The organism is Serratia sp. CY82433 (assembly GCF_052166535.1).
GTDB classification, from domain to species: domain Bacteria; phylum Pseudomonadota; class Gammaproteobacteria; order Enterobacterales; family Enterobacteriaceae; genus Serratia; species Serratia sarumanii.
The window spans coordinates 2,036,035-2,059,884 of sequence record NZ_JBJNOR010000001.1 but is presented as its reverse complement, the minus strand read 5'-3'; the positions used below and the strand labels follow the sequence as shown (position 1 = coordinate 2,059,884).

Below are 23,850 nucleotides of genomic sequence, written 5' to 3'. Positions count from 1 at the left end.
GCAGGCCATCCCCTGGGGATAGCCATGTCAGGATATGAAGTCAATTTCGACGGTTTGGTGGGGCCGACGCACCACTATGCCGGGCTGTCGTTCGGCAATGAGGCCTCGACGCAGCACCAAAACAGCGTATCTAACCCGAAGCTGGCGGCGAAACAAGGTTTGCTGAAAATGAAGGCGCTGGCCGATCTCGGTTTCCAGCAAGGGGTATTGCCGCCGCAGGAGCGGCCGCACTTGCCGATGCTGCGGCGCCTGGGTTTCAGCGGCAGCGATGAGGCGGTGCTGGCGCAGGCGATGCGCCAGTCGCCGCGCCTGCTGTCGGCGCTCAGCTCGGCATCTTGCATGTGGACCGCCAATGCGGCCACCGTGTCGCCTTCGGCGGACAGCGCCGACGGCAAGGTGCATTTCACCGCCGCCAACCTGAACAACAAATTCCACCGCGCCATCGAAGCGGAAACCACCACCGCCGTATTGCGGGCGATGTTCAGCGACGATCGGCATTTCGCCCACCACGAGGCGTTGCCGCAGGTGGCGTTGTTCGGCGACGAAGGGGCCGCCAACCACAACCGTTTGGGCGGCGACTACGCCAGGCGCAGCGTGCAGGTGTTCGTCTACGGTCGGCAGGAGTTCGGCGGCGACACGGCGCCGGCGCGTTATCCGGCGCGCCAGACGCGCGAAGCCGGTGAGGCGATCGCTCGCCTGCACCAGCTGGACGAGCAGCATACGGTCTTCGTGCAGCAAAACCCGGCGGTGATCGATCAGGGCGTGTTCCATAACGACGTGATTGCGGTCAGCAACCAGAACGTGCTGTTCCACCACCAGCAGGCGTTTCACCGCCAGCAGCAGGCGCTGGATGAAGTGCGCCGCAAGATGGCGACGCTGGACAGCGAGCTGGTGGCGATCGAGGTGCCGACCGAGCGCGTTTCGGTGGCGGACGCGGTGGCGACCTACCTGTTCAATAGCCAAATTCTTACCAAACCGAACGGCAGGATGATGATCGTGGTGCCGGAAGAGTCGCGTCAGCACGCCGGCGTGTGGCGTTATCTGAACGACATGGTCGGCAGCGGCGGCCCGATCGATGAAATCCGCGTGTTCGACCTGCGCGAAAGCATGCGCAACGGCGGCGGCCCGGCCTGCCTGCGGCTGCGGGTGGCGCTCAACGAACAAGAGTTGAGAGCGGTCAATCCGCGCGTGATGATGAACGAGCGGCTGTTTGCGACGCTGAACGAATGGGTGGATCGTCATTACCGCGATCGCCTGACGCAGGATGACCTGGCCGATCCGCTGCTGCTGCGCGAAGGGCGCGAGGCGCTGGATGCGCTGACGTCGATCCTCGGCCTCGGTTCCATCTATCCATTCCAACGCTAAGGGAGGCGGCATGATCGATCTACTGCCCCTGACGCTGGAAGGGAACGAACCCGTCGAATGGCAGGGTGAAACACCACAGCTGCGCTGGCGCTGGCAGGGGGAAGGGGTGCTGGAGCTCACGCCGCGGCAGCCTTACCGCCAAGCGATGGTGATGTCGGCGGGCGTGCACGGCAACGAAACCGCGCCGATTGAACTGCTCAATCAGCTGGTCGGCGATCTGCTGGCCGGCCGGTTGCCGCTGAAGGTGCGGCTGTTGGTGGTGCTGGGTAACCCGGCGGCGATGCGGGCCGGCAAGCGTTATCTGCACAGCGATATGAACCGCATGTTCGGCGGCCGCTACCGCAACTTCGCCGCCAGCGGCGAAACCGTGCGCGCGCAGCAGTTGGAGCGTGCGCTCGCCGCCTTTTTCGATGGCGAGCAGGCGGCGCGTTTCCACTACGATTTGCACACCGCCATCCGTGAATCGCGTTTGCCGCGCTTCGGCATTCTGCCCTTCCAGAAACGCCCGTACAGCGAGCCGATGTTGCAGCTGCTGGATGCCGCCGATCTGGATGCGCTGGTGGTGCACAGCGCGCCGGGCGGTACCTTTAGCCACTACTCCAGCGAACATCTCAATGCGGCGAGCTGTACGCTCGAGTTGGGCAAGGCGCGGCCGTTCGGCAGTAACGATCTGCAGCAATTCGCCGCCATCGATCGCGCGCTGCGGGCGGCGGTCAGCGAAGGGCCGCCGCCGGTGCGTGCGGGCGCCGAGATTCGGGTTTTCCGTGTGATGCACTCGTTGATCAAGCACAGCGAAGATTTCAAGCTGCACCTGGACGATGACACGGCCAACTTCACCGAGCTGAAACCGGGGATGTTGCTGTGCGAGCAGCCGCAGGAGGAGTATCGCGTGGGCCAGGAGGGGGCGTGGATACTGTTCCCTAACCCCGGAGTGGCGTTGGGCCTGCGTGCCGGTATGTTGTTGAGCGAAGTTTCCCGTTCTACGCTGTATTGATTTATCCACGGCGGCGCCCTCAGCGCGCCGCCGTTATTCCCTTCATTATTTTAGTCTGCTATTTCCCGCTATTTTAATTGCCGTAAGGCGAATTTTATTCGTTCCGAAGAGATTCCCTTATGTGAATGAATAAAAGGCGGTGTCAGATGATTAGCTGAAAGTCTTAATTGCCTGGTGAATATGTTAAGACAAAAATGTGAAATAAGTAACGTTTTTAATAACCATGCTAATTTTGTTGTTACCTTTGAATCGCGCAGAAAGCACGCAAAACGAAACCTAAATGCACCATATTGGTGCGTTGCACCATTTTGGTTATAACTTATGTGGCAAAATATTCATATATTCAATGGGTTGTGTGAGGCTTTCTTTGTAATGTTTAGTTACAAATAAACATGCTTTCTCCTCGTTGTTTCATGAACTTTTTGATTTTAAGTTTTGATTCATGATGCTAATGTCACATCACCCCCGTATTAGGGGTGCTCATAAAATACCAAAAGATAAAATCACAGCCCAAATTATAAATGGGCGTGACGGGCAGGGTTCTAATTATAATATCTAGGAAAATAAATGATGAAACGCAGTGTATTAGCCTTAGCTGTCGCCCTCGGGGCGATCACCTCCTTCGCCAACGCGGCTGAAATCTACAATAAGGATGGCAATAAACTCGACCTGTACGGCCGTGTTAACGCCAAGCATTATTTCAGCGACAGTAAATCCAACGACGGTGATATGACCTATGTTCGCCTGGGCTTCAAAGGCGAAACGCAAATCAATGATCAGTTGACCGGGTACGGCCAGTGGGAATACAACGTCCAGGCCAATCACGACGAAGCGCAGGGCACTACCGGCACCAAAACGCGTCTGGGCTTCGCGGGGCTGAAATTCGGCAACTACGGTTCTTTCGACTACGGCCGTAACTATGGTGTGGTCTATGACGCCGAGGCTTACACCGACATGCTGCCGGAGTTCGGCGGCGACTCCTACAGCTATACCGATAACTTTATGACCGCCCGTTCCAACGGTTTGGCCACCTACCGCAACCGTGATTTCTTCGGTTTGGTGGACGGCCTGAATCTGGCGGTGCAGTACCAGGGTAAAAACGATGGCGACGGACGCAGCGTGACCAAGCAAAACGGCGACGGTTACGGCCTGTCTCTGGACTATCAGGACATCGGCGGTTCCGGCATCGGCGTAGCGGCGGCGTTCTCCGACTCCAACCGCACCAGCGCTCAAAAAGCGCTGCAGTACGGTAAAGGCGACAGCGCCACCGCATGGACCACTGCGGTGAAATACGATGCCAACCAGGTTTACCTGGCTGCGATGTATGCCGAAACCCGCAACATGACGCCGATCAGTGTCAACGGCACTTCCGGCTTCGCCAATAAAACGCAAAACTTCGAAGTTGTGGCCCAGTATCAATTCGAGAACGGTTTGCGTCCTTCCGTGGCTTACGTGCAATCCAAAGGCAAGGATATCGAAGGGATCGGTGATGCCGACCTGGTGAAGTACGTGGAAGTGGGGGCGACTTACTACTTCAACAAAAATATGTACACCTACGTTGATTACCAAATCAACCAGCTGAGCGACGATAACAAACTGAAACTGGCCAACGATGATATCGTTGCCGTCAGCCTGACGTATCGCTTCTAATCTGCAATTCCCTTACCTTCATCCTGTGTCGGGATTGGTAATCAGGCGGGGCGCAAGCCCCGCCTTAGCTCGTTGACAAAGGCGGAAAAAGCGTGGTTTTTCCTTCTTTGTGGTGAGCAACCGAAAATCAATGAATTGATTTCCCTTATTTTAAATGCTGTTTTCGGTAAACCTGGCAATGTCATCAGGCTTGTCATTCACCTCAGGCGGGGCGCAAGCCCGGCCTTCGTTTTATCGGGATCTCAGCCTTTGGGCGCCAGCCCGACCAGCTCAATGGCGGAACGCAGCGCGGTGAAACGTTGCTGATCCTGCTCACGCTCTATTTCGTTCACCAGCTGTGAAAGAATATTGCCGCCGGAGACCTTTTTATGGTTTTGGATTAACTGCAACACTGCGTCGCCTAACGCCAGGCTGACGTCGTGCAGCAGAGTTTCATATTGCTCGTTGGAGTGAGCCGATGCTGGCATGACCTTTCTCTGTCTCTTTCTTCTTCGGGAGCCGCAATTTAGCAAAACAGCGGCCTTATGCCTCGGAGGAAGATGCAGTTTCCGATGAAATCAGAAATTCCTCAGCGTCGCGCGGGGAGGGCGTTAAAAATCCGAATATTCGCTGGCTGGCAACCAGAAGCCGTCGATAAACTCTTCCATGGGATAACAGCCGGCGTGTCGCAAGTTCTGTTCCTTCATCGCGACCAGGCATTGCGGCTCGTCGCGCAATATATCGACCACCATTTCACTGCAGCCACCATCCAGATAACAGACAAACATCACCAATGCGTACATCGTTGCACGCCTCCTTCGTCGAGTTGCTCTGTCTGCAACAGTGTAGGTAAAAAAGCGCGATTTTTCAGCATCATTGCGCGATTAATCGCCATCGAAACGCCGTTGACTGCACTTTCGGAATACTCTAACCGTTTCTGACGCCGTGAGCGGATGGCATATCCTTTTGTCGATGCTAAGCTTAACTAGCCTTACTTAAACGCATTAGTGAAACCATCAAAAGGAGTGAATATGGGCTTGTTTAACTTCGTCAAAGAAGCGGGCGAAAAACTGTGGGACACAGTCACCGGCAATGCCTCCGCCGAAGATCAAGGCGCCAAACTCAAGGAGCATCTCGATAAGAGCGGCTTGCCGGGCACCGACAAAGTCAATGTGCAAGTGATCGATGGTAAAGCCGTAGTGACCGGCGACGCCGTCAGCCAGGAGTTAAAAGAGAAGATCCTGGTGGCTGTCGGCAACGTGGCGGGCATCAGCGGCGTGGAGGATAAGGTGGCGGTGACGCAACCCGACGCCGAGAGCCGCTTCTATACCGTGAAGAAGGGCGATACGCTGAGCGCCATCTCTAAAGAGATGTACGGCAACGCCAATCAGTACAACAAGATTTTCGAAGCCAACAAGCCGATGCTGTCGAGCCCGGACAAGATTTATCCTGGGCAGGTGTTGCGTATCCCGCAATAACGCGTCGGTCTGCCATAGCCCGGTTGCGTACCGGGCTTTTTTTTGTCCTCTGCAATAGGCGTCTCTTATTTCCCTGCGATCTTGATGCCGGTTACATTTCCCCTGTGTACCCGCTCGCTTGCCGGCAGGCGCGGTGTTGACCCTGATGGGGAAAATTGATAGCGTCATCCCCCGGTTGAGCCGGAACGACCAAGGCGGCAACGTTGGCGCCTTATTCTGAGGGGATGTTTTGCCCCGTCAAACAGCAATGCAGCAGTTGAACGAGTGAAACCGATTTAGTGAAACAACAGCGTAACGCCTCAACGGATAAAAACTATCGAGAAACCTTGGGTGATGCGCAATTTGCGATCGTCGTGTTGGCGGTGGCGTCCTGCTCACTGATTATCTTTACGCTGGCGGTCACGCTGTGGGTGACCTGACGCGATTAACTAGGGGAGATAAAATGGAGCCTAATCTCCATGATGAGACCAAACTGCTGGCGATTATCGGCCTGTTGGTGTCCGTGCTGCTGGTGGTATCAATTCTCTTTGGCGTGACCTATTTTTCCGATCTCAGGCACGCGCAGGACGATATAGACATCATGAGCTGCTATATCAAAGCGTCCTGACCGCGCAACTGCGCCTGAGCGTCGCCGCTCTGTGGGGAAGCTGTCCTGTGTTAAACTTGGTCGGTTACCCTTGGCGAATCGGCGCCATTCAGGAGGTCTTTGCGATGAGTCAGTCACGTCCTACGCTCTCTTCACCTGCACGCGAATGCCCTGTCGTTGACGGCGTGCGCCAGATACAACGTATTGCCGTGCGTAACGCAGAAGTGGGGGGCATCCCGATCAACCGTGCGTTACCAACCCGGGAGCGGCGCACCGTCGGCGCCTGGTGTTTTCTCGATCACGCCGGGCCGACGGTATTCAACGGCACTTCGCCCGGCATGGATGTGGGGCCGCATCCGCACATCGGGCTGCAAACGTTCACCTGGATGATAGAGGGGGAGGTGCTGCACCGAGACAGCCTCGGCAGTGAGCAGGTGATTCGCCCGGGCCAGGTTAATCTGATGACCGCAGGGCGCGGCATTGCGCATACCGAACAGTCGGTGGGTGAGCAACGGCGATTGCATGCCGCACAATTATGGATCGCGCTGCCGGCCGAACATGCCGACATGGCGCCACGCTTCGATCATTATCCTGACTTGCCGCAATGGCAGAATAACGGCGTGAATCACCGTTTGCTGGTTGGGGAATTTGGCGCTTACCGTTCACCGGTGTTTACGCTTTCGCCATTAATCGCCATTGACCTGGAATGGCAGGAAGCGGCGAGGATCGAATTGCCGCTGCGCGATGATTATGAAATCGGCTTTTTGCCCCTTATTGGTGCATTTGAACTTAATGGTGAAACTTTTTCACCTGATGAGTTCGCCTATTTGGGCATGAAGAATAACTCTATTGGGTTAAATGCGCAAAAGGGGAGCCGGGGATTATTAATCGGTGGGGCGCCATTAAACGAAGAGATCCTTATCTGGTGGAATTTCGTTGGCCATAGCAAGGCTGAAATTACTCGGGCTCAGCATGATTGGGAACAAGGGGCGCCGCGCTTCCCGGCGGTTAGCGGTTATTCTGGTGAGCGCATGACCGCGCCACGCCTGCCCTGGAGCGATGTTTGATAGCATTAGGATATAATCGCCGCGATTATTCGGCTTATTTCGCTCTAATAAGGCGCAATTAATGTGATCGCGGCTCCAGCTTTACGACAATATAAGGTTTATCGGCGGAAAAGTGATCTGGCGCATATAATGACAGCGAGAAGAAGTTTAGGATAATCCTCAGGAAGTAAGGTTGTCTCCCGTTAGTCAGATGTCAGTGAGGTCATTATGAGCCAGGTACTCTATCGTGCAAGACTGTCCCATGTCGTGGTTGCCACGGCGCTGTTTTGGGCCTCTGTCGCGGCATTGTTGGTCGCCGTATTAAACTAACCTCAAAAAATGACTCCTGCATAAACCCGCCTCGGCGGGTTTTTTTATCTCCGCCGATGGGAAGATGAGAGGCGGAGTTTATAATTGATGACATCTTCAATAAACGACCGGGATCCTCATGAAGCTCTTTGCCGATATTTTGCTGCTGCTCATCGCAGCGCTCCATCTTTATATCCTGGTGCTGGAAATGTTCCTGTGGCGTACGCCACTCGGCAGGCGCGCATTCGGCACGACGGCGGAGTTCGCCGCCGCCACCCGGGTGCTGGCCGCCAATCAGGGGTTGTACAACGGCTTTCTGGCGGTGGGGTTGGCATGGAGCTACTGGCGTGGGGATATGGCGCTGCAGCTGTTCTTTCTCGGGTGCGTGTTGGCGGCCGGCGTGTTCGGCGGGCTGACCGCCAGCCGCAAAATTCTGTGGGTGCAGGCGCTGCCGGCCGCGATCGCGATACTGGCTGCATGGGCGGCGCGTTAACCCGCCGGTTTGCGGCGGGCTTCAGGCGGATTTTTGGTGAATGACGTGCAGCGGCGGATCGATATGCAGATCGACGCTCAAATCCTGGCGGAAATCATAGGGCGTGATATTAAAACGCTTTCTGAACATGTACGTGAAGTGAGACTGTGAACCGAAGCCAAAGTCCAGGGCAATATCGAAGATCGACGCTTCACTGCTGCGCAGTTGGTAGACCGCGCCGGCCAGACGGCGTTCGCGAATGTATTTGCCGAGCGAAATTCCCGTCGCTTCTTTGAACAGCTTCTGCATGTGCCACAGCGAGTAGCCGGAGTACTCGGCCAGCTCTTCGAGATGGATCACTCGTCCGAGGTGAGTTTCGACCCATTTGCTGAGGGCGCAGACCAATGAGAGGTGGTGTTCTTGTATCATCAGTGCGTCAGTGTGAGACCTACATAGCGGTGAAGTATACACAACTTGCCGCCGTGGACAAAAACGCCGCCGGTGTCTGGCGGCAATTATTCGGAAAAACCGCGTAACCGCCGCTTGTCAGCCGAAAGGAAAAACGGCTAATCTGAGACGGTCACCGCCTCGGTGGGGGACGCAAAGAAGGCCGCAGCAAGTAACCGCCAAAACAGAGTCAGCCGTAACAACTCAACGTTGATGGGGTGATCGCATGTTAATGACAGTGATTATTACTCTGGTTGTAATCGTGGGCGTCGGCGCTTTTATGGCGATGCCGGTGATGAGCATGAAAAACGCGGAAGGTGTGGGAGGTGAAGAACCGTGAGAGCAAGAGATATTGCACGCCGCTGAGCGGGGCGAACGCCAATCGGGAAAGCCTGGGTCAGAAACCCGGGCTTTTTGTTGCGCAGGCGCTCAAACGTTTTTCCGCTCGACGGTTTCCTCTCCCCAATAAAGCTGGTCGGCGGTGGTTTTGGCAAAGGCTTTCTCCAGCGCTTCGTCGCTGCCTTCTTCCCAGATTTTCTGCGCCAACACTTCGTCGTTCCCTGCCAGTTCAAAAATGGCTTCGGCGATCTCCACCGAAGTTTCACGCACTGTCGCCCAGGATTTCACATTGTGATTCGCCATAACTTTCTCCTGTTGGTTGTGGCTTGGGGGTGGTTTTTGCCACCGTCATGCTGCAAGTATAGGCTAATCCGCCGCGGGCTTTTGCCCGGCGGTGCGCAGAAGGGGGAAAAAGACGGGGAGAGCGGGCAATGGCGCGGACGCCATGCTATTCTGTGCGGCGTTTGAATCAAGAAGGAAAGTTATTATGTCTGACATGCTGAGCAACGAGCAGGAATTGGCTTCCGATCTGGTCGCTTGCCAACTGGTCATCAAACAGATTCTGGACGTTATCGACGTGATTGCGCCGACCGAAGTGCGCGACAAGATGGCGGATCAGCTCAAAAGCATCGATTTCTCCACGCACCCTGCTGGCGCCGATCCGGTGACCCGCCGAGCGATTGACAAGGCGATTGCGCTGATCGAGATGAAGTTTACCCGCAACTGAGGCGGGGCCGCCGCAGAGCGGCGGCGTCGGGCGGTGGCGGTTAATCCACCACCGTTTCGATTTTCTTGAACAGCGGGCAGTCGGCTACGCCGATGAAACCGTTGTCGCCATTCACGTACTGGGCTATCGCCACGTTACGCGCCGTCAGGTATTTGCACTGCAATCCCAACCCGCCAACGTTTTTGTTGCTGCCGATCAGCACGCCGTAGCCCGAGATCAAAAAGCCGCCGTAAATGACCGCCAACACCAGTACCCACTTAATCAATTTACTCATCGCATTTCCTCGTTGTCCCTGAGGGAGCATCTAGCCACGGCGCGCATGCGAGGGCAAGGGTAACAGTCTGAAAACCGGGCGATAGCCAGAAATCTAAACGAAAAGTTAAACTTCGTTTAACTTCGCTGTGATAACATGCGCGATAGATTACCCAGATAACAATGAGGCTGCTAAATTTGTTGCGAAAAAAAATCCTCGTGATAATGACGGCCGTCGCTGCCTGCCTGTTTTTCTACCTGCTGGCGCTGGACAGCTATTGCGACGATGGTGGAAATTTTGCGTTGGGCATCTGTTCGGTGACCCGCTTCGTGCCCTGGTAAGCAATTTTCGGCAGGGATGTTCGCACGGCCGCCGCGAGTGTTAAGATGGCGGCCTGAATGTCGCAGTAGATAGGTTTTTTCATGTACGATTTAGGTTTTGGCCAGAACGGCCTGTTGTCGCTGGCCCTCGCCGCCGTGGCGTTGCTGGCCGGGCTGTGGGTTTGGTTCCTGGTGAACCGCGCCAGCGTGCGCGCCAACGAGCAGATTCGCCTGCTGCAAGAGATTGCCGAGCAACAGCGTCAGCAAACGGCGCTGTTGAAGCGTATGGCGCACCGCGCTGGCACTGACGGCGCTGCTGCTGACGACGACGATCTCAGCCCCGCGCTGGATTTCAAAGGTTTTATCCCCGAACGTTGAGCATGATGCTCCGGCTGGCGCTGCCGCCGGGGCGCCTCAGTAAAACACCATGCCCTGATAAGGTTTTTCCCGGCATGCCGCCAGGCGGCTGGCCAAATCGCCGGCATGGATCTCCAATTGATGCCCATCAGGATCGAGAAAATAAAGCGATTCGCCTTCGCTGCGATTGCTTTTCCACTCTTTGACGCCGGCCTGGCGCAACCGCTGGCTGGCCTGTTCAATGTGTTCCGGCGCTACGCTGAAGGCGTAATGGGTGTAATCGCGCTCGTGTTGTTGCGTGCGCTTTTCATCCAGCGACAGGCATAGCCACAACGGCCCCAACGAAAGATAGGCGCCGCCTTGCCAGCGGGCGTGCGGGGTAAACCCCAACAGATGACGATAAAAATCGAAGCTGCGATCGAGATCGCTGACGGCAAGCGTCAGATGGTTGAGGCCGGTCAACATGCATGCGTTTCCTGGGCGCAGAACAGAGAGAAAAGTGTACGCAGGCGCTCAGGAAAGATAAAGGGGGCAAAGCATTAGTAGAGATAATGTGAAAACCGGCGGCGCTGTCATAAAACTGTCGTACAGACATCGTAATGTAGCGCGAACCTTACGAAAGATGGATGAAGCCGATGATTAAATGGTACGAAGAAAGCGATGCCGAAGTGAACCGCAGCATCGCGCTGCTGACCGGAGAGAACCCGGACAAGTGGTATCCCTACGGTGGTGTGAAAGGTAAAGATTACTGCAAGAATCCCTCCGATGCCTGGCCGATCATTTGCGCCAACAAAATCAGTCTGAACCCCGATAACCAAAGCGACAGCCCGCAATGGCAGGCGCGCATGAGCACCCAGGGCGGTGAATGGCAGGCGGACAGCGCCAGCCCGCTGCGCGCGGCGATGATCTGCTTCCTGATGAGCCGACAGGCTAACTGAGTCGAACAATACCGGTGATTGGTAAGAGTTTCTCCTTTTTCTAATAACAGAGCTGTCGTTGGCGGAGGCTGTTTATGAAGCGCATTATCAAAGGTGATAAAAACTTGTCTCATCTGGTGATTGCCCATGCGGCGATCGATCGTCATGCCGAAAGCTTCGGCCAGCGCCGTCAGGGCTGGCCCTCGACCTACCTGATAAAATATCAAAACGATCGCGTGGCGGTGGAAGTGGTCACGCGTCGCCAATCCTATGTCGCCACGCTGATGATCGGCGCGCGCAACCTGACCAAACTGTGCGGTATGCCTGGCTGAACGCCACCGTTGCATGCTTTCTCACGGTTAAAAAATCGCGCTCCGGCCTGCCGTCTCGGGGCGCTTCTCCTTGATGCTCACGGGGTTAAGTGTTAAAAAGCCGCCCGCAGATACATTTATTGATTGGTGAAATCTTGGCCGATAGCGGCAAGGGTGTACGCCATATGAGGATAAGATGGGCGGTCAGCATCAGGATACTCCGCTAAAACGCGGCTTAAAAAACAGACATATACAGCTTATTGCCCTCGGGGGCGCCATCGGTACCGGTTTATTTCTCGGCATTGCGCAAACCATTAAAATGGCCGGCCCCGCCGTGCTGTTGGGTTACGCCATCGGTGGTTTTATCGCGTTTTTAATCATGCGCCAGCTGGGCGAAATGGTGGTGGAGGAGCCGGTCGCCGGATCGTTCAGCCACTTTGCCTATAAATATTGGGGCGACTTCGCCGGCTTTCTTTCCGGCTGGAACTATTGGGCGATGTTCATTCTGGTCGGCATGGCGGAACTGACCGCTGTCGGCATCTACATTCAGTACTGGTGGCCGGAGATCCCCACCTGGGCCTCCGCCGCGCTGTTTTTCGTGCTGATCAACCTGATTAACCTGGTGAACGTGCGCCTGTACGGCGAAACCGAGTTTTGGTTCGCCATCATCAAAGTGGTGGCGATTGTCGGCATGATCGTGTTCGGCGCCTGGCTGTTGGTCAGCGGCAACGGCGGCCCGCAGGCCAGCATCACCAACCTGTGGCAGCAGGGCGGCTTTATGCCGCACGGCTTCTCTGGGCTGGTGATGGCGATGGCGGTGATCATGTTCTCGTTCGGCGGCCTGGAAATGGTCGGCATCACCGCGGCGGAAGCCGCCGATCCGCGCCGCAGCATTCCCAAAGCCACCAATCAGGTGGTGTACCGCATTCTGATCTTCTATATCGGCTCGCTGACCGTGCTGCTGTCGCTCTATCCGTGGGGGCAAGTGGTGGAGGGGGGCAGCCCGTTCGTGCTGATTTTCCATGCGCTGAACAGCAATCTGGTGGCGACCGTGCTCAACGTGGTGGTGCTGACCGCCGCGCTGTCGGTCTACAACAGCGGCGTTTATGCCAACAGCCGCATGTTGTTCGGGCTGGCCAGCCAGGGCAATGCGCCGCAGGCGCTGACGCGGGTTAACAAGCGCGGCGTGCCGGTGCTGTCCATTGCGCTATCGGCGTTGATTACCTCGATCGGCGTGCTGATTAACTACCTGATGCCCGGCAAGGCGTTTGAGCTGCTGATGGCGCTGGTGGTTTCAACGTTGGTGATCAACTGGGTGATGATCTGCCTGGCGCACCTGAAATTCCGCGCCGCCAAGAACCGCCAGGGCGTCATTCCCAGCTTTAAGGCGCTGTGGTACCCGTTCGGCAACTACCTGTGCCTGGCGTTCCTCAGCCTGATTCTGGTGATTATGTATTTCAGCGAAGGGATCCGCATTTCGGTGTTGCTGATGCCGGTGTGGATTGCGGTGCTGTGGTGCGGGTTTATGCTGACGCGCCGTAAAGGCGCCAAGCGTTAATCGGTATGCTGCGGAGGCGTATTGCGCGCCTCCGCTTCTTTTCTCGTTAGCCGCGCGGCATAAAGGCGCGCCCCTCACTATGCCCCCGCCCCAGCAGTTTCCGACACAGCAGCAGCAGGGTGCTGATCACGTCGATGGCGACCACGCTGAGCATCAGCAGGGTCAGCATGAAGAATCCGAGCAGCGAACCGCCCAGCACCACCAGCGGGGCAGGTACGCGCAGACGGCGCAGCTTCATGGCGAAATACATTTTCCAGTATTGCTTCTGCGCCAGCAGCGCGCTGCGAATACGGCGCCCCAGGCCGATGCCTGATTTGCGGGATGTAGAACGACTCATAACTTCTCCTTTTCTGTATGCCCTACAAGTCAATCACAAAGATCTTAAGAGAGTCTTAACGGGCTCTTGGCGGCCCTGGCTGTCTCACCGGAGTGAGACAACAGCATACGGCAAAAGGTCCCGAGATGCAGCGCACGGCTGACAAAGTGCGAGCTTCATCGGGTTTGTTACACTGAAAGTCATGCCCGTGCAGGGCGCAGTGGTCGGGAGAAAAGGCAGGATGAAGAGAATCAACCGTTATTACGACGCGGCCAAGGCGCATCACACGCCGGAGGGATTTCGCAACCCGGAACCCTCGCAGCGCCAGGAGGGCGACCTGCAGCGTTGGCAGGATGAACGCAAGCGGCAGGGGCTGCCCAGGCCGCCGCAGCAGGGCTACGCGCAATTTACCGAGCGTTGGTGGCAACCCGCCGATCTCAGCGGTGGCGATGACAGCATTTGGTGGCTTGGGCATGCGTCAATGCTGCTGCGGCTGGGCGGGCGCTATATCCTGATCGACCCGGTGTTGTCTGAACGCGCATCGCCGCTGAGCTTCTACGGCCCGAAGCGCAGAACGCCGACGCCGCTGACGGTGGGGCAACTGCCGGCGGTGGATGCGGTGCTGATCTCCCATAATCATTATGATCATCTCGACAGGCGCACGGTGCGGCAGCTGGCGCGGCGCTTTCCACAGGCCGAGTTTATCGTGCCGCTCGGATTGAAGCGCTGGTTTCGCCGCTATCGGCTGAAGGTGCATGAACTGGACTGGTGGCAGAGCCTGTCGCTGGGCGAACTGACGGTCTACGCCACGCCGGCGCGGCATTGGAGCATGCGCACGCTGTGGGATCGCAATCGCTCGTTGTGGTGCGGCTGGGTGATCCACCATCCGGCGCTGCGGTTTTATTTTTCCGGCGACAGCGGCTATTCGGAACGGCTGGCGGAGATCGGTCAACGGCTGGGGCCGTTCGACGTGGCGGCGCTGCCGATTGGCGCCTATGCGCCGCGCTGGTTCATGCAGGAGCAGCATATGGATCCGCAGCAGTCGGTGACGTTGTATCGCGAGCTGAATCAGCCGCGCGCCATTCCCATCCATTGGGGGGTATTCGAATTGGCGGATGAATCGCTGGACGAGCCGCCGCAGCAGTTGAACCTGGCGCTGAGCGAGGCGGGGCTGGATCAGCATCAATTCCACCCGCTGAAGATTGGCGAGCGCATCGCGGTGCAGGACTCGCAGCAAGCGTTCTCTCTTCGCCCTGCGGTACCGGGGAAAGAATAAGATCAAGGGTTTGAAAGCGTGGCGGTAATTAGCAGAATCGATAAGCACGGGTGGTGATTCAAATAACCACCCGATCTTCAAGATTTAATTCCATGCCACACTTTCGCTATTCATAAGATTATTCCGGTTATTCAGATTCGTGGCTTTCGGATTATTTAGGATGAAACAACCGGCCAGCGGGAGAGGCGTCTGGAGGTTGCATGCTTATGCAACCGTTGCCCGCGGTACCCGCTTCACTTGCGCCTTCCGACGCGATGGGATTCTCACCCTGTGGCGGCAGGGTTAAAGACCGACGATGAATGCGCTTTCGGGCGCTAAAGGGTCGGAGGAGCATTGAATAAATTGGCCCCCGTTCATCGATATTCAAATGTTGCATATGACATTCCATAAAGATTCAAATTTTTTAACGCTATAAGCGGCAAAAAAGCGAAAGTGCCGAGAAGGAGAGGCGTCAAAACGATGAAAGTTTTGTTAAAACGCTATCAGAATGCGGGGTCTGGCGCAGTGATTTTGGCAAGCAGAAAATAGCCGATGCTTCAACATCTTTTGGGCTATTTAAGCAAATGCGGCGCTCGACCGTTTCAAATATGTGCGACATGTCGTTCAGTGATTAAAAATGGCTTGCCATCGCATACAGAGTATGTGATAACGCATCTGGGTAAAACGAGGTACAGTTCTGTATATGTGTGGCATTTTCAGTAAAGAAGTTCTGAGTAAAGACGTTAGCGTTGAATACCGCTTCTCTGCCGATCCTTATCTTAGTGCCTCAAGCAGTAACGACTCTAGTTTGTCTATGTAACGCCCACGGGCGGTTTAAACAATCCAAAGGAAATACTCAAGATGGCAAAGATCAAAGGTCAAGTTAAGTGGTTCAACGAGTCTAAAGGTTTCGGTTTCATCACCCCGGCTGACGGCAGCAAAGACGTGTTCGTACACTTCTCTGCAATCCAGGGTAACGGCTTCAAAACCCTGGCTGAAGGCCAGAACGTTGAGTTCGAAATCCAAGATGGCCAGAAAGGCCCATCTGCAGTAAACGTTACTGCTATCTAATCAGCGTCAGCTGTACAAAAAGCCCGCCTCCGCGCGGGCTTTTTCGTTTCCGTCATCCGGCGGCGATGATGATGCCGGCATACTGGTTGCGGCCTTTGATCCCCGGATGCGTCGGATCCTGCGCGCGCCGGTGGCTGTTGCGGCGATAGCTGGTGTACTTGAAGCGCTGCGGCCGCTGCGGGTCGACGTCGGGCGTGCAGATGGTGCAACTGCCGGCGCGGTCAACGGCGGCGAAGCCCAGCGCCGCCAGCTTGTGTTCGGCAATCGCGGCCAAATCCAGATGCCGGTAATGCGGGCTGATCAGCGTGGCGGGCAGCGGCAGGCGCTGTTTAAAATTCTCCACCAGCGCTTCGTCGACTTCGTAGCAGCACGCGCCGGCGGCTGGGCCGATAGATACCACCCAGTCGGCGGTGTCGCCGTCCTGGCGAATGCGCGCTGCCATCTGTTCCAGAATGCCGTCCAGCAACCCGCGCCAGCCGGCATGAACCGCGGCGATGGCGCCGCCGTCGCGGCGGCTGAACAGCACCGGCAGACAGTCCGCCGTCAGCACGCCGAGCAGAATGCCGGGCTGGCGGGTGTAGAAGCCGTCGGCTTCACCGCACGCCTGCGCCGGTTGCAGCACCTCGACGATACGGGTGCCGTGCACCTGCTTCTTTTCCGGCAGCGTGGCGCTGTAGGGCAGCAGATGCCCCGGCAGCAGCGCGAGTTTGCTGCCGAAGCCGTGCTGAATGTGGGGCACCGCATCGAGCAGCGCGGAACGATCGCTCATAAGTTATTTTCACCTGCGTGAGAAAACAGACTCACAGTGTAGCCAGCTTTTTCCCCGCTTGACCAGGTGTTGTTGGCGGCCGCAGCGAGCAGGGATGCGCCTTGCATCGAGCCGACGCCTTCTTTAGACTAGCCGCGCCCTGTCTTTCTGGAAGCCCATTCATGTCCTATCAATGCCCTCTGTGTCATCAACCGCTGCATTTCTCATCGCAACGCTGGCGTTGCGACGGCAATCATCAGTTCGATCAAGCCAAAGAAGGCTACGTCAATCTGCTGCCGGTACAGCACAAGCGATCGAAGCAGCCGGGAGACAGCGCGGAAATGATGCAGGCGCGGCGCGCGTTTCTCGACGGCGGTTTTTATCAGCCGCTGCAACAGCAGGTGGCAGAGTGGCTGGATTTGGCGCTGGCGGCCGATGCAGGCGCGTTATTGGATATAGGCTGTGGGGAAGGGTATTACACCGCCGCCGTGGCCGCACGGCTGGCGCAGGCGCGCAATATGGCGGTCTATGGGCTGGACGTCGCCAAGGTAGCGATCCGCTACGCCGCCAAACGTTATCCTGCGGTCTCGTTCTGCGTCGCCTCCAGCCACCGTCTGCCGTTCGCCGACGGGGCGCTGGATGCGGTGTTGCGCATCTATGCGCCCTGCAAGGCGGCGGAGCTGGCGCGAGTGGTGAAGCCGGGCGGCGTGGTGGTGACGGTTTCGCCGGGCCCGCGTCATCTGTACCAGCTGAAAGAGCAGGTGTACCAGCAGGCGCAGCTGCATGCCGAACAGGACGAACAGTTCGATGGATTCGAGTGTGAGCGTAAAGAGGCATTGGCCTATACGATGGCCCTGCCGGGCGCACAGGCTGCTAACCTGCTGCAGATGACGCCGTTCGCCTGGCGTGCTACGCCGGAGGTGCAGCAGCGGCTGGCGCACGGCGGCGAGTTTGAGTGCGAAACGGATTTCGTGCTAGCGTTGTACCGGCGCCGTGCTTAACAGGCGCAGTGAGCCCAGAAACAAAAAAACCTGCCGCGGCAGGTTTTTTTGTAGCGCGAGCGCCTCAGGCCAGGTAGCCAAGATGCTCCAGCAGAATGTTGACGCCGATACCGATCAGCACCACGCCGCCGAGGATCTCGGCGCGTTTGCCCAGCAGCGGGCCGATAAAGCGGCCGATCATCATGCCCAGCGTCGCCATGATCATGGTGGCGCAACCGATGGCCATGGCGGTGTGCACGATATTGACCTGCAGGAAGGCCAGGCCGACGCCGATAGCCATGGCGTCGAGGCTGGTGGCGATAGCGGTAGCCACCAAGATCCAGAAACCGTGGCGTTTGACCTTCTCTTCTTCATCGGGCTTGTTGCGCACCCCTTCGACAATCATGCGCATGCCGAGAATGAACAGCAGCGAGAAGGCGACCCAGTGATCCCATTCCATGATGTATTGGCTGGCGAACAGGCCGATGGCCCAACCGATGAGCGGGGTGATCGCTTCGACCACGCCGAAGATCAGGCCGGTGCGGATCGCTTCGCGGAAACGGGGTTGATGCAGGCTGGCGCCTTTGCCGATCGAAGCGGCGAAAGCATCCATGGACATGCCGAAAGCGAGAATGAGTGTTGCTGAAAGGTTCATGTGAAATAGCCTCGGCCGGGTGGCTCCATATACACGTAACCCACCCCCAACCAAACGACGGAGTTACGTGTCTATGGTCTCGCCAACCTTACCTGGCTGCCCGCACCACGTTTCATACGGCGAAACGAGTATGTTGATACGGGCGTTTCTGGCGTTTTATTCTCCAGAAACCGGCTACTCCCCAATGACGGCGCAACCATACCATATTATTTCCGCCACCGACAACTTTATTCTGGCGTGATGTTCGCGCTTAATTGAGACTCGTTTTCATTAATCTAATTTCATATGGGAATATAATGTAGACGTGGGTAACAATGTTGCGGAAATAATAGTCAGAGTGAAAGTGACGCAGCCCATTAATTACCCACAGGCCGCGCAAGGTTTGAGTGGTAACAAAGCGGTTATTTATTTATCTATTGATTATCAACGAAAAATTGATAAATCTTCTCCAGGTCGTCCAGGTGTGTCACCTGAACCAACAGCCGGCGCTGTTCCAGGTCGATGGCCAGAATACCGTCCTCCGATAAATTCATGGCTTTAATGCGGTTATATTCAACAAACACATTGGCGAAGAAAAAACCCTGCGCTTTAAACACCATCTTGGGAGCGCGAATATAAGAAACATAGATAGCGAGCAGCGCCAAGGAAATAAGCAGGTAGGTGGTTAATACCGCACCATTGTCGGTGACATTGCGGTAAATCAGAATGGCGATCAGGCCGACGAAAATCAGGCTGTCGAGGCGGTGGCGGCGTTTGAGCAGCACCTTGAGGCGCGTTTTGCCTTTCAGCAGATCCATGCCGAATTCGTCATACAGCGAGTACAGCAACAGCAGGGTAATAAACAGCATCAGTACGGCGTCGGTCAGTGACATCTCTTGCTCCACACATAAAAAAGCCGGGGGTTGCCCCCCGGCCGTTTCGAACGATTACAGGCCCAGCAGGCCAATCCAATAGCCAAAGATACCGATGACGAAGAAGCCGATGATGATCCACAGCGCGTTGACTTTCTTGCGCAGCAGCCACATACAGGCGAAGGTCAGCAGCAACGGCACCAGGCCCGGCATCAATTGGTCGAGGATGGTCTGCACCGTGGTCACGTTGGTATGCCCGGTCTGGTCGGTGATCTTGGACACCACCAGCGGGATATTCACGTGCGTCCACTTGTTGACCAGCGCCCCCATGACAAACAGGCCGAGAATGGACGCCCCTTCCGTCAGTTTCTGCAGGAAGCCGCCGCCCATGTCGTTGACGATATCCACCCCTTTACGGTAACCGTAGGCCACGCCGTAGTAGCGGGTCAGCAGGCGCACCAGGTTGAACAGCACGAAGAACAGGATTGGCCCGAGCAGGCTGCCGCTCATAGCGATGCCCGCGCCGAGCGCGGCGAACACCGGCCGCACGGTGCCCCAGAAGATCGGGTCACCGACGCCCGCCAATGGCCCCATCAGACCGACCTTGATGCCGTTGATCGCGCCGTCGTCGATCGGCGCGCCGTTCGCGCGTTGCTCTTCCATCGCCATGGTTACGCCGAGCACCGGGGCCGCCACGTAAGGGTGGGTGTTGAAGAACTCGAGGTGGCGCTTGATCGCCTGTTTGCGATCGTCATTGTTTTCCGGATACAGGCGACGGATCACCGGTACCATCGAGAAGCAAAAACCCAGCGCCTGCATGCGTTCGAAGTTCCACGAACCCTGGAACAGGTTCGAGCGCAGGAATACGCCGCGAATATCGGCCGGCGTGAGTTTCTTTTGAGCAGTTGTATCAACCATTTCTCTCACCTATTCCTAGTCGAGTTCGTTATCGAGATCGTTCGCGTTAGCCGGGCCGGCCTGGACAACCTGAGACTTGTTGTATTTCGGGCTGAGCTGGATGTACAGCACGGCCATCACCACGCCGATGACGCCGAGCGCCACCAGGTTGAAGTTGGTGAAGGCGGCGGTCACGAAACCCAGGTAGAAGAACGGCATCAGGTAGCCGGCGCGCATCATGTTAATCACCATCGCGTAACCGACCACCACGATCATGCCGCCGGCGATGTTCAGGCCGCTGGTGACCACTTCCGGGATCGAGTTGAGCAGGGCGTGTACCCCGGCGGTGCCAACCGAGATGGCGACGATGACCGCCGGGATGGCGATACGCATCGCCTGCAGCAGCAGGGCGCCGATGTGGATCCAGGTGATGGCCCGCAGGCTGCCGCGCTCCGCCGCGCTGTCCGCCGCGTGCTGGAAGGCCACGGTGAGGGTGCGCACGATGATGGTCAACACCTGGCCGGCCGCCGCCAGCGGAATGGCCAGGGCGATACCGGCGCCGACGCTTTGCCCGCCGGCGATGACCAGAATGGTCGAGATGATGGACGCCAGGGCGGCATCCGGCGCGACCGCCGCGCCGATGTTCATCCAGCCCAGGGCGATCATTTCCAGCGTACCGCCGATAATGATGCCGGTTTTCATATCGCCGAGAATGAAGCCGATCAGAGTACAGGCGACCAGCGGACGGTGGAACTGAAACTCGTCGAGGACGGAACCCATCCCGGCGATACAGGCAACGATAAATATCAGCACAATCTGAAGAGTGGTGATCTCCATTGCACTTCTCCTATGACCAAAAAAGCTCTGAGTAAAATAATCAGCGGCTGGCGCCACTAATTGAGTTTGTTAATCAGGTCCATCATTTTTAGCCGGCTGTCGGACGAGACCTTGCGCACCTCCAGCTCGATACCGCGATCGTTCAGTTTCTTAAACGCTTCGATATCTTTTTCATCGACGGAAACGGCGTTGTTCACCTGGGTTTTCCCCTGACGGAACGCCATGCCGCCGATATTGACAGATTGAATATCCACGCCGCCCTCCACCAGACGCAAGACGTCGGTCGGGTTGGTAAACAACAGCATCACGCGGTCGTTGGCGTATTTCGGGTTGTTCCAGACGCGGATGGCCTTCGCCACGTCCACCACGTGGGCGGTGACGCCCGGCGGGGCAACCTGGGTCAGCAGGGTTTTGCGCACATGGTCGGCGGCGACTTCATCGCTGACGACGATAATGCGGCTGACGTTGGTCTCTTTGGTCCAGCGGGTAGCGACCTGGCCGTGAATCAAGCGGTCATCGATGCGCGCCAGGCCGATTTTCATGTGGTCATTCGGCCCCAGCGGCGCCTGAGGGGCAGCGGCTTTGGCGACGGGTGCTGCGGGTTTTGCGGGTTCTTCCTGCGGTTTTTTCAGCGCTTTCACGCCTTCGCGGCCGGTTTCCAACGCCAGCGCCACCAGTTCATCGAAGGCGGGGTTGTCGTCCCGCGCCATGAAGGTTTCCACCAGCATCGGAATGTTGACCCCGGTGACGACCTCATAGTTTTCCTTGTCGACCGCAATGCGGCTGGCGGCGTTGAACGGGCTGCCGCCCCAGGTATCCACCAGGAACAGCACGCCGCCGCTGGTATCCAACCCACTGATTTTCTCGTTGTACTTGACGATTAACGTCTCGGCATTCTCACCGGGAACGAAGTCTATAAAGGCGACGTTGTCCTGCTCGCCCAATAGCATCTCCGCCGTTTTCAGCAGTTGTTCCGCTGCAGCCCCGTGTGTGCCGATGATAATAGCTATTGCCACTCGCTACCTCCTCGTTGAACTCCAGGCGCGGTTTGTGTCGTTTCTCCGCGCCGTCTTGGCAGTCACTTCCGCGGTTCAGATACATTATGGTAGAAAAAAAGAAACGCACGCCTAACATTTCTCACGCAGTTTCAAATGCCTGTGCGCAATACTTCACGAACGCGACATTTATTTTAGTGAGTGAAAAAATATTTTTTGTGACGCTGCTCCGCTATTGAATGCTCGGAGAAATCTTAGCTGTCGCAGATGACATGACGGGGGCGTCACCCTAAACCGCCGTTGAAAAAGCCGCTTTGTCCCCCAGAAAAATCCTGATACAGTAATTCCTTCTTTCATCACTAAGGAGTGAAGGGCCTCAGCCCTCCCTATGGACTGTCACCGAAGTTACTGTTTTCCCAGGTTTCACCCGCCACCCGCTGGCGTTGCATATGCTGTTCGGCCCTTCGGCCATCTCCCGGCAATCCCATCCCGTCACCTTGCTATTGTCGACTGCACCCATGCAGCGGCGGCATCGTCACGTCTGAGCGGCGTGCGCTCATTCCCACTTTTCTCTGGAGTCTGATATGGAATTTTTAATGGACCCCTCTATTTGGGCGGGGTTGCTGACGCTGGTGGTGCTGGAAATCGTGCTGGGCATCGACAACCTGGTGTTCATCGCCATTTTGGCCGACAAGCTGCCGCCGAAGCAGCGCGACAAGGCGCGCATTATCGGCCTGTCGCTGGCATTGCTGATGCGTTTGGGCCTGCTGTCGGTGATCTCCTGGATGGTAACCCTGACCACGCCGCTGTTCAGCGTCGGCGATTTCAGCTTCTCCGGCCGCGATTTGATCCTGCTGTTCGGCGGGGTATTCCTGCTGTTCAAGGCCACCATGGAGCTGCATGAACGGCTGGAAGGGCAGACGCATCAAGACGGCGCTAACCGCGGTTACGCCAAGTTCTGGGCGGTGGTGGTGCAAATCGTGATCCTCGACGCGGTATTTTCGCTCGACGCGGTGATTACCGCCGTGGGCATGGTGAACGATCTGCCGGTGATGATGGCGGCGGTGGTGATCGCGATGGCGGTGATGCTGTTGGCGTCGAAGCCGTTGACCAACTTCGTCAACGCGCACCCGACCATCGTGGTGCTGTGCCTGAGCTTCCTGTTGATGATCGGCCTGAGCCTGATCGCCGAAGGCTTCGGTTTGCACATTCCTAAAGGCTACCTGTATGCCGCTATCGGCTTCTCGATTCTGATTGAATTGTTCAACCAGATCGCGCGTCGCAACTTTATCAAGCATCAAGCGCGTCGTCCGATGCGCGAGCGCACCGCGGAAGCGATCATGCGCCTGATGGGGCAGCAGCGTGCGCAGCAGACGGACGATGCGGTCGCCTTGCCGCGGGATGAAACCTTTGCGGCGGAAGAGCGCTATATGATCAGCGGCGTGTTGACGCTGGCCTCGCGTTCATTGCGCAGCGTGATGACGCCGCGCACCGACATTTCCTGGGTCGACTGCGAGCGCTCCCGCGAGGAGGTGCGCGCACAGCTGCTGGATACGCCGCACAGCCTGTTCCCGGTGTGCCGCGATTCGGTGGATGAGATCGTGGGCGTGGTACGCGCCAAGGATCTGCTGGTGGCGCTGGAGCAAGGGGAAGATATCGCCGAGTTCGCCGCCCGCACGCCGCCGATCGTGGTGCCGGAAACCATGGACGTCATCAAGCTGCTGGCGGTGCTGCGCCGCGCCAAAGGGCGTCTGGTGGTGGTCACCAACGAGTTCGGCGTGGTGCAGGGGCTGGTAACGCCGCTGGACGTGCTGGAAGCGATTGCCGGTGAATTCCCGGACGAGGACGAAACGCCGGACATCGTGGCGGAAGGCGACGGCTGGCTGGTGAAGGGCGGAACCGATCTGCACTCGCTGGAACAGGCGCTGGCCTGCGATGACCTGGTCAGCCCCACCGCCGACTACGCCACCTTGGCGGGGCTGCTGTTGGCTCACTACGGGCAGATGCCGGTGGCGGGAGATAGCATTGAGCTGAACCACCTGCGGTTCGATATCGTTGAGGTGTCCGAATACCGTATCGAACTGGTGCGCGTTACCCGCGTCGTCCTGGACGAGACGGCGCACGCGTAACCCTCCCG

The 23,850-nt window shown here is 57.1% G+C and carries 32 protein-coding genes and 1 riboswitch; of the genes, 19 read left to right on the top strand and 13 right to left on the bottom strand.

The genetic code is table 11. The features are described 5' to 3' along the window. Positions 1–24: 24 nt before the first annotated feature. The 3 genes from astB to ompC all read left to right on the top strand — a co-directional run bounded on the left by astB (position 25) and on the right by ompC (position 4,009). Positions 25–1,365, top strand: coding sequence for an N-succinylarginine dihydrolase (gene astB / locus ACJ8PI_RS10045; protein WP_164134360.1), 1,341 nt, complete (start codon positions 25–27; stop codon positions 1,363–1,365). A 10-nt stretch (positions 1,366–1,375) separates the two neighbouring features. Continuing rightward, a complete protein-coding gene (gene astE, locus ACJ8PI_RS10040) occupies positions 1,376–2,359 on the top strand; it encodes a succinylglutamate desuccinylase (protein WP_033654434.1) in 984 nt (327 codons plus the stop codon). Positions 2,360–2,926: 567 nt separating this feature from the next. Beyond that, positions 2,927–4,009: a porin OmpC gene (ompC, locus tag ACJ8PI_RS10035; protein ID WP_033634904.1), complete on the top strand. Its 1,083-nt coding sequence runs from the start codon at positions 2,927–2,929 to the stop codon at positions 4,007–4,009. Between the two features lie 242 nt (positions 4,010–4,251). Here ompC and ACJ8PI_RS10030 read toward each other — a convergent pair whose 3' ends face one another. Then, complete coding sequence (locus ACJ8PI_RS10030; protein WP_049194710.1) at positions 4,252–4,476, bottom strand: biofilm development regulator YmgB/AriR family protein; 225 nt, start codon at positions 4,474–4,476, stop codon at positions 4,252–4,254. Between the two features lie 123 nt (positions 4,477–4,599). Beyond that, on the bottom strand, positions 4,600–4,791 hold the full coding sequence (locus tag ACJ8PI_RS10025) for a YebW family protein (RefSeq protein WP_004934567.1): 192 nt from the start codon (positions 4,789–4,791) through the stop codon (positions 4,600–4,602). Positions 4,792–5,019: 228 nt separating this feature from the next. Here ACJ8PI_RS10025 and lysM point away from each other — a divergent pair, with 228 nt between their 5' ends. The 5 genes from lysM to ACJ8PI_RS10000 all read left to right on the top strand — a co-directional run bounded on the left by lysM (position 5,020) and on the right by ACJ8PI_RS10000 (position 7,900). Then, entirely contained in the window at positions 5,020–5,466 is a 447-nt protein-coding gene (gene lysM, locus ACJ8PI_RS10020) for a peptidoglycan-binding protein LysM (protein ID WP_033634902.1), read from the top strand. A 278-nt stretch (positions 5,467–5,744) separates the two neighbouring features. Further along, positions 5,745–5,885: a hypothetical protein gene (locus tag ACJ8PI_RS10015; protein WP_162846225.1), complete on the top strand. Its 141-nt coding sequence runs from the start codon at positions 5,745–5,747 to the stop codon at positions 5,883–5,885. A 23-nt stretch (positions 5,886–5,908) separates the two neighbouring features. Beyond that, positions 5,909–6,073: a hypothetical protein gene (locus tag ACJ8PI_RS10010; RefSeq protein WP_162846224.1), complete on the top strand. Its 165-nt coding sequence runs from the start codon at positions 5,909–5,911 to the stop codon at positions 6,071–6,073. A gap of 104 nt (positions 6,074–6,177) precedes the next feature. Then, entirely contained in the window at positions 6,178–7,119 is a 942-nt protein-coding gene (locus ACJ8PI_RS10005; protein ID WP_033634901.1) for a pirin family protein, read from the top strand. 427 nt (positions 7,120–7,546) lie between these two features. After that, entirely contained in the window at positions 7,547–7,900 is a 354-nt protein-coding gene (locus ACJ8PI_RS10000) for a DUF1304 domain-containing protein (RefSeq protein ID WP_033654431.1), read from the top strand. 21 nt (positions 7,901–7,921) lie between these two features. On the opposite strand, the gene ACJ8PI_RS09995 is transcribed toward ACJ8PI_RS10000, so the two are convergent. After that, entirely contained in the window at positions 7,922–8,308 is a 387-nt protein-coding gene (locus ACJ8PI_RS09995) for a helix-turn-helix domain-containing protein (protein ID WP_004927697.1), read from the bottom strand. Between the two features lie 447 nt (positions 8,309–8,755). Next, positions 8,756–8,968: a YccJ family protein gene (locus tag ACJ8PI_RS09990; protein ID WP_004927694.1), complete on the bottom strand. Its 213-nt coding sequence runs from the start codon at positions 8,966–8,968 to the stop codon at positions 8,756–8,758. 184 nt (positions 8,969–9,152) lie between these two features. Here ACJ8PI_RS09990 and ACJ8PI_RS09985 point away from each other — a divergent pair, with 184 nt between their 5' ends. Further along, positions 9,153–9,392, top strand: a complete 240-nt coding sequence (locus ACJ8PI_RS09985) for a DUF2766 family protein (RefSeq protein ID WP_164134361.1) — start codon at positions 9,153–9,155, stop codon at positions 9,390–9,392. Positions 9,393–9,432: 40 nt separating this feature from the next. Here the strand turns inward: ACJ8PI_RS09985 and ACJ8PI_RS09980 are convergent, their stop codons facing one another. Beyond that, positions 9,433–9,666 (bottom strand): YobH family protein, encoded by a 234-nt coding sequence (locus ACJ8PI_RS09980; protein WP_004927690.1) that lies wholly within the window; start codon positions 9,664–9,666, stop codon positions 9,433–9,435. A gap of 161 nt (positions 9,667–9,827) precedes the next feature. Between ACJ8PI_RS09980 and ACJ8PI_RS09975 the strand changes: the two genes are divergently transcribed. Continuing rightward, positions 9,828–9,986, top strand: a complete 159-nt coding sequence (locus ACJ8PI_RS09975) for a PhoP/PhoQ regulator MgrB (RefSeq protein WP_004927688.1) — start codon at positions 9,828–9,830, stop codon at positions 9,984–9,986. An 81-nt stretch (positions 9,987–10,067) separates the two neighbouring features. Then, positions 10,068–10,343, top strand: coding sequence for a YebO family protein (locus ACJ8PI_RS09970; protein ID WP_033647694.1), 276 nt, complete (start codon positions 10,068–10,070; stop codon positions 10,341–10,343). A gap of 36 nt (positions 10,344–10,379) precedes the next feature. Here ACJ8PI_RS09970 and fos read toward each other — a convergent pair whose 3' ends face one another. Further along, positions 10,380–10,787 (bottom strand): fosfomycin resistance glutathione transferase, encoded by a 408-nt coding sequence (gene fos, locus ACJ8PI_RS09965; protein WP_060430415.1) that lies wholly within the window; start codon positions 10,785–10,787, stop codon positions 10,380–10,382. Positions 10,788–10,957: 170 nt separating this feature from the next. On the opposite strand from fos, the gene ACJ8PI_RS09960 reads away from it, so the two are divergent. From ACJ8PI_RS09960 to ACJ8PI_RS09950, 3 genes are all read left to right on the top strand, one after another. Continuing rightward, positions 10,958–11,260 carry a phage protein NinX family protein gene (locus ACJ8PI_RS09960; protein ID WP_004927682.1) on the top strand — a complete coding sequence of 101 codons (303 nt, stop codon included), beginning with the start codon at positions 10,958–10,960 and terminating at the stop codon, positions 11,258–11,260. Between the two features lie 74 nt (positions 11,261–11,334). Continuing rightward, positions 11,335–11,571 (top strand): DUF4060 family protein, encoded by a 237-nt coding sequence (locus ACJ8PI_RS09955; RefSeq protein WP_025303167.1) that lies wholly within the window; start codon positions 11,335–11,337, stop codon positions 11,569–11,571. A 175-nt stretch (positions 11,572–11,746) separates the two neighbouring features. Next, positions 11,747–13,108 (top strand): amino acid permease, encoded by a 1,362-nt coding sequence (locus ACJ8PI_RS09950; RefSeq protein WP_033634896.1) that lies wholly within the window; start codon positions 11,747–11,749, stop codon positions 13,106–13,108. Positions 13,109–13,154: 46 nt separating this feature from the next. Here ACJ8PI_RS09950 and ACJ8PI_RS09945 read toward each other — a convergent pair whose 3' ends face one another. Beyond that, entirely contained in the window at positions 13,155–13,445 is a 291-nt protein-coding gene (locus ACJ8PI_RS09945) for a hypothetical protein (RefSeq protein WP_033647690.1), read from the bottom strand. Between the two features lie 220 nt (positions 13,446–13,665). Here ACJ8PI_RS09945 and ACJ8PI_RS09940 point away from each other — a divergent pair, with 220 nt between their 5' ends. From ACJ8PI_RS09940 to cspE, 3 genes are all read left to right on the top strand, one after another. After that, on the top strand, positions 13,666–14,700 hold the full coding sequence (locus tag ACJ8PI_RS09940) for an MBL fold metallo-hydrolase (protein ID WP_164134362.1): 1,035 nt from the start codon (positions 13,666–13,668) through the stop codon (positions 14,698–14,700). 682 nt (positions 14,701–15,382) lie between these two features. Beyond that, the gene (locus ACJ8PI_RS09935; protein WP_002211058.1) at positions 15,383–15,499 is read left to right on the top strand and encodes a DUF2627 domain-containing protein; all 117 of its coding nucleotides are present in this window, start codon (positions 15,383–15,385) and stop codon (positions 15,497–15,499) included. Between the two features lie 41 nt (positions 15,500–15,540). Continuing rightward, entirely contained in the window at positions 15,541–15,750 is a 210-nt protein-coding gene (gene cspE / locus ACJ8PI_RS09930; RefSeq protein WP_002221949.1) for a transcription antiterminator/RNA stability regulator CspE, read from the top strand. A 52-nt stretch (positions 15,751–15,802) separates the two neighbouring features. Here cspE and pgeF read toward each other — a convergent pair whose 3' ends face one another. Next, positions 15,803–16,519 (bottom strand): peptidoglycan editing factor PgeF, encoded by a 717-nt coding sequence (pgeF, locus tag ACJ8PI_RS09925; protein WP_033634893.1) that lies wholly within the window; start codon positions 16,517–16,519, stop codon positions 15,803–15,805. Between the two features lie 161 nt (positions 16,520–16,680). On the opposite strand from pgeF, the gene rlmA reads away from it, so the two are divergent. Further along, complete coding sequence (gene rlmA / locus ACJ8PI_RS09920; RefSeq protein WP_164134363.1) at positions 16,681–17,499, top strand: 23S rRNA (guanine(745)-N(1))-methyltransferase; 819 nt, start codon at positions 16,681–16,683, stop codon at positions 17,497–17,499. A gap of 64 nt (positions 17,500–17,563) precedes the next feature. Here the strand turns inward: rlmA and mntP are convergent, their stop codons facing one another. The 5 genes from mntP to manX all read right to left on the bottom strand — a co-directional run bounded on the left by mntP (position 17,564) and on the right by manX (position 21,734). Then, the gene (gene mntP / locus ACJ8PI_RS09915; protein WP_033647683.1) at positions 17,564–18,133 is read right to left on the bottom strand and encodes a manganese efflux pump MntP; all 570 of its coding nucleotides are present in this window, start codon (positions 18,131–18,133) and stop codon (positions 17,564–17,566) included. A gap of 11 nt (positions 18,134–18,144) precedes the next feature. Continuing rightward, positions 18,145–18,328, bottom strand: a riboswitch (yybP-ykoY riboswitch). Between the two features lie 218 nt (positions 18,329–18,546). Beyond that, the gene (locus tag ACJ8PI_RS09910) at positions 18,547–19,005 is read right to left on the bottom strand and encodes a DUF986 family protein (RefSeq protein WP_033647681.1); all 459 of its coding nucleotides are present in this window, start codon (positions 19,003–19,005) and stop codon (positions 18,547–18,549) included. Positions 19,006–19,059: 54 nt separating this feature from the next. After that, on the bottom strand, positions 19,060–19,902 hold the full coding sequence (locus ACJ8PI_RS09905; RefSeq protein WP_033634889.1) for a PTS mannose transporter subunit IID: 843 nt from the start codon (positions 19,900–19,902) through the stop codon (positions 19,060–19,062). A 15-nt stretch (positions 19,903–19,917) separates the two neighbouring features. After that, the gene (locus ACJ8PI_RS09900) at positions 19,918–20,718 is read right to left on the bottom strand and encodes a PTS mannose/fructose/sorbose transporter subunit IIC (RefSeq protein ID WP_033634888.1); all 801 of its coding nucleotides are present in this window, start codon (positions 20,716–20,718) and stop codon (positions 19,918–19,920) included. A 56-nt stretch (positions 20,719–20,774) separates the two neighbouring features. Continuing rightward, positions 20,775–21,734, bottom strand: a complete 960-nt coding sequence (manX, locus tag ACJ8PI_RS09895) for a PTS mannose transporter subunit IIAB (protein WP_033654424.1) — start codon at positions 21,732–21,734, stop codon at positions 20,775–20,777. 563 nt (positions 21,735–22,297) lie between these two features. Here manX and ACJ8PI_RS09890 point away from each other — a divergent pair. Continuing rightward, complete coding sequence (locus tag ACJ8PI_RS09890; protein WP_033634886.1) at positions 22,298–23,842, top strand: TerC family protein; 1,545 nt, start codon at positions 22,298–22,300, stop codon at positions 23,840–23,842. Positions 23,843–23,850: the final 8 nt, after the last annotated feature.

Coding starts and splice junctions, on each gene's coding strand:
- astB (WP_164134360.1), top strand. CDS start 25: ATGTCAGGATATGAAGTCAATTTCGACGGTTTGGTGGGGCCGACGCAC.
- astE (WP_033654434.1), top strand. CDS start 1,376: ATGATCGATCTACTGCCCCTGACGCTGGAAGGGAACGAACCCGTCGAA.
- ompC (WP_033634904.1), top strand. CDS start 2,927: ATGATGAAACGCAGTGTATTAGCCTTAGCTGTCGCCCTCGGGGCGATC.
- ACJ8PI_RS10030 (WP_049194710.1), bottom strand. CDS start 4,476: ATGCCAGCATCGGCTCACTCCAACGAGCAATATGAAACTCTGCTGCAC.
- ACJ8PI_RS10025 (WP_004934567.1), bottom strand. CDS start 4,791: ATGTACGCATTGGTGATGTTTGTCTGTTATCTGGATGGTGGCTGCAGT.
- lysM (WP_033634902.1), top strand. CDS start 5,020: ATGGGCTTGTTTAACTTCGTCAAAGAAGCGGGCGAAAAACTGTGGGAC.
- ACJ8PI_RS10010 (WP_162846224.1), top strand. CDS start 5,909: ATGGAGCCTAATCTCCATGATGAGACCAAACTGCTGGCGATTATCGGC.
- ACJ8PI_RS10005 (WP_033634901.1), top strand. CDS start 6,178: ATGAGTCAGTCACGTCCTACGCTCTCTTCACCTGCACGCGAATGCCCT.
- ACJ8PI_RS10000 (WP_033654431.1), top strand. CDS start 7,547: ATGAAGCTCTTTGCCGATATTTTGCTGCTGCTCATCGCAGCGCTCCAT.
- ACJ8PI_RS09995 (WP_004927697.1), bottom strand. CDS start 8,308: ATGATACAAGAACACCACCTCTCATTGGTCTGCGCCCTCAGCAAATGG.
- ACJ8PI_RS09990 (WP_004927694.1), bottom strand. CDS start 8,968: ATGGCGAATCACAATGTGAAATCCTGGGCGACAGTGCGTGAAACTTCG.
- ACJ8PI_RS09985 (WP_164134361.1), top strand. CDS start 9,153: ATGTCTGACATGCTGAGCAACGAGCAGGAATTGGCTTCCGATCTGGTC.
- ACJ8PI_RS09980 (WP_004927690.1), bottom strand. CDS start 9,666: ATGAGTAAATTGATTAAGTGGGTACTGGTGTTGGCGGTCATTTACGGC.
- ACJ8PI_RS09975 (WP_004927688.1), top strand. CDS start 9,828: ATGAGGCTGCTAAATTTGTTGCGAAAAAAAATCCTCGTGATAATGACG.
- ACJ8PI_RS09970 (WP_033647694.1), top strand. CDS start 10,068: ATGTACGATTTAGGTTTTGGCCAGAACGGCCTGTTGTCGCTGGCCCTC.
- fos (WP_060430415.1), bottom strand. CDS start 10,787: ATGTTGACCGGCCTCAACCATCTGACGCTTGCCGTCAGCGATCTCGAT.
- ACJ8PI_RS09960 (WP_004927682.1), top strand. CDS start 10,958: ATGATTAAATGGTACGAAGAAAGCGATGCCGAAGTGAACCGCAGCATC.
- ACJ8PI_RS09955 (WP_025303167.1), top strand. CDS start 11,335: ATGAAGCGCATTATCAAAGGTGATAAAAACTTGTCTCATCTGGTGATT.
- ACJ8PI_RS09950 (WP_033634896.1), top strand. CDS start 11,747: ATGGGCGGTCAGCATCAGGATACTCCGCTAAAACGCGGCTTAAAAAAC.
- ACJ8PI_RS09945 (WP_033647690.1), bottom strand. CDS start 13,445: ATGAGTCGTTCTACATCCCGCAAATCAGGCATCGGCCTGGGGCGCCGT.
- ACJ8PI_RS09940 (WP_164134362.1), top strand. CDS start 13,666: ATGAAGAGAATCAACCGTTATTACGACGCGGCCAAGGCGCATCACACG.
- ACJ8PI_RS09935 (WP_002211058.1), top strand. CDS start 15,383: ATGTGTGGCATTTTCAGTAAAGAAGTTCTGAGTAAAGACGTTAGCGTT.
- cspE (WP_002221949.1), top strand. CDS start 15,541: ATGGCAAAGATCAAAGGTCAAGTTAAGTGGTTCAACGAGTCTAAAGGT.
- pgeF (WP_033634893.1), bottom strand. CDS start 16,519: ATGAGCGATCGTTCCGCGCTGCTCGATGCGGTGCCCCACATTCAGCAC.
- rlmA (WP_164134363.1), top strand. CDS start 16,681: ATGTCCTATCAATGCCCTCTGTGTCATCAACCGCTGCATTTCTCATCG.
- mntP (WP_033647683.1), bottom strand. CDS start 18,133: ATGAACCTTTCAGCAACACTCATTCTCGCTTTCGGCATGTCCATGGAT.
- ACJ8PI_RS09910 (WP_033647681.1), bottom strand. CDS start 19,005: ATGTCACTGACCGACGCCGTACTGATGCTGTTTATTACCCTGCTGTTG.
- ACJ8PI_RS09905 (WP_033634889.1), bottom strand. CDS start 19,902: ATGGTTGATACAACTGCTCAAAAGAAACTCACGCCGGCCGATATTCGC.
- ACJ8PI_RS09900 (WP_033634888.1), bottom strand. CDS start 20,718: ATGGAGATCACCACTCTTCAGATTGTGCTGATATTTATCGTTGCCTGT.
- ACJ8PI_RS09890 (WP_033634886.1), top strand. CDS start 22,298: ATGGAATTTTTAATGGACCCCTCTATTTGGGCGGGGTTGCTGACGCTG.